The organism is Acinetobacter sp. YH12129, assembly GCF_013418685.1.
GTDB classification, from domain to species: Bacteria; Pseudomonadota; Gammaproteobacteria; order Pseudomonadales; family Moraxellaceae; genus Acinetobacter; species Acinetobacter amyesii.
Map to the genome: position 1 here is coordinate 1 of NZ_VPBP01000069.1, position 1,957 is coordinate 1,957.

At 36.4% G+C, this 1,957-nt stretch carries 3 protein-coding genes and 1 pseudogene; 1 reads left to right on the plus strand and 3 read right to left on the minus strand.

Translation table 11 applies throughout. The features are described from left to right. Nucleotides 1–121: 121 nt before the first annotated feature. Nucleotides 122–313 (plus strand): annotated as a pseudogene (locus FTU65_RS16040) (Lrp/AsnC ligand binding domain-containing protein); the annotation flags it as partial. An 85-nt stretch (nucleotides 314–398) separates the two neighbouring features. On the opposite strand, the gene FTU65_RS16045 reads toward FTU65_RS16040, so the two are convergent. From FTU65_RS16045 to FTU65_RS16055, 3 genes are all read right to left on the minus strand, one after another. Continuing rightward, complete coding sequence (locus FTU65_RS16045; RefSeq protein ID WP_180011282.1) at nucleotides 399–611, minus strand: hypothetical protein; 213 nt, start codon at nucleotides 609–611, stop codon at nucleotides 399–401. Continuing rightward, entirely contained in the window at nucleotides 608–820 is a 213-nt protein-coding gene (locus FTU65_RS16050; protein WP_078193931.1) for a DUF4177 domain-containing protein, read from the minus strand. Before FTU65_RS16050 ends, FTU65_RS16045 begins: the two co-directional genes overlap by 4 nt. Before the next feature lie 203 nt (nucleotides 821–1,023). Continuing rightward, the gene (locus FTU65_RS16055; RefSeq protein ID WP_180065568.1) at nucleotides 1,024–1,842 is read right to left on the minus strand and encodes a tetratricopeptide repeat protein; all 819 of its coding nucleotides are present in this window, start codon (nucleotides 1,840–1,842) and stop codon (nucleotides 1,024–1,026) included. Between the last annotated feature and the right edge of the window lie 115 nt (nucleotides 1,843–1,957).

The following is a 1,957-nucleotide window of genomic DNA, read 5'->3' on the forward strand; positions in this document are numbered from 1 at the left end:
AAGTATTTGGATTGTCACTGCTTGCTCCAAAGTTAACATGTTGAGCAGTCCAAAATGACCGCTATATTAACCAAGGGGGTCAGTTTTTAAATGCCATTAGGGGGTCATTTTTACACTGCCGCTAACAGAGGCACATTTAGTCACTGGCGATTACGATTATTTAGTGAAAGTTGCGGTTAAAAATGCTGAACACTATGAGCGTTTTTTGCGTAAAAACTTATATTCTATGAAAGGTATACGCCATACACGCTCTATTTTTGCGCTACGACAATTAAAATCTGCCAGCAGTGCTGACCTTATGATGATTGAGTAATGAGCCAATATAGATTTAATCTATAAGATGACTTTAAAATTTAAGGGCAATTGAGTTCAGCACTCAATTGCCCTATTTATGTGTTCTAATCTATATAGCCATCTTTTTTCAATTTTTTATCTGTCAAATACTCACGTATGACCAATGTTGCAATAATAATGATGGCTTCTAAGATCACTACTGTGACGGTTAGTTTGGTAAATACTTCGATACTGAGCAACTCAAACCATAATTGAGCGATGGCTAATAAACCCCATAAAACTGAAATAATAAGTGCACTAAAGACACCGTATTTCATTTTTCTCTCTCCAAAACAACTACATAAGCTTCGCGCTTCCAAAAAAGCAGCATACGACGGATATCCTTTTCCATCGTAATCACCGCCCAACCTTGCTGTGCATTTTGATTTAAAAAATTAGTGAATTTAACAGGATCAACTTTTGAAGAGCCAAGCAGCAAAGATCCCAGCATACCTTCTTGATAGATAACAACTTTATATTCTTTCATCAATATAGTTCTTTATGGTTATAGTGAATTGAACAAATGTTCATGGCAAAGTATAGCGATCGCTTTTTCCTAAAACAACAAAGTTTTAACTGTCAATTTACTCAGCATTTTTTCAATTTTATGCTTTAATATACACAGTATGAGATGAGCCTTATATGAGTATCACGCGAGTGATACGACTAGCCCCTAACCATGGGGGCTTTTTAATGTTTTCTACTCAACTCACATTGTTGTGTTTCATTGTTCAATTCTGACAGAACGAGACTGTGAATTTCACATGTTTTCACAGGGTCCTGCTCATAAGCCGAATTAAACCATGCAACAGCTTTTTCAAAATCTCGCTGTACGCCTAGCCCACCTAAATAAAAACTTGCTACGCTAATTTTTCCGTTCAAATCATTTGCTTCCGCAGCCTTTAAAAACCACGGATAAGCCTTTTTATAATCAGGCTTTGCGTCAATACCTTGATAATAAATCATACCCAAACGGGACTGATATTGAGCCAAGCCTTGTTCAGCCAACAACATCGTTGGCTTTTCAGCAAGCTGCATATTTTGCTTCGTATAGTAATAATAGTCGGCCAATTGTTCGATATCTTCTTGCTTGCCTTTATTTGCAAATTCAATTAAAAGACTTTCCAATTTTTTCTCATTCCTTGGAATGAGTTCATATTTATTCATAATCAAAAGCATACGCTTTGAATCATCTAAGTTTCTTTCAGCACCGATCTCAAACCATTTTGCGGCTTCTACATAATCTACTTTTACTCCTACACCTTTGTAATACATCAATCCCAAATTTTGATTTGCAGAGCGGTGCCCTAAGGCAGAAGCACGCTTATACAGCGCTATGGCTTCAGGCAGATTAATCTCCACACCTTCTAGCCCCATATGTTTCAGTACAGCCAAATCATAAAGCGCCTGTTTATCGTTATTTTTTGCTTGAACGATGGTCTTTCGGACATCAATTTCGGCTGAAAAGGTTATAGAAAATGGAAATGCTGTTAATACAAATATAGCCAAATCCTAAAAACTATAGAACAATAGAGATATGGGATATTCAAAAGATTTTAAAGACAAAGTCATAGAAATTATGATTCGAGATGAAATGTCTGTGCGAAAAGCAGCACAGCATTTT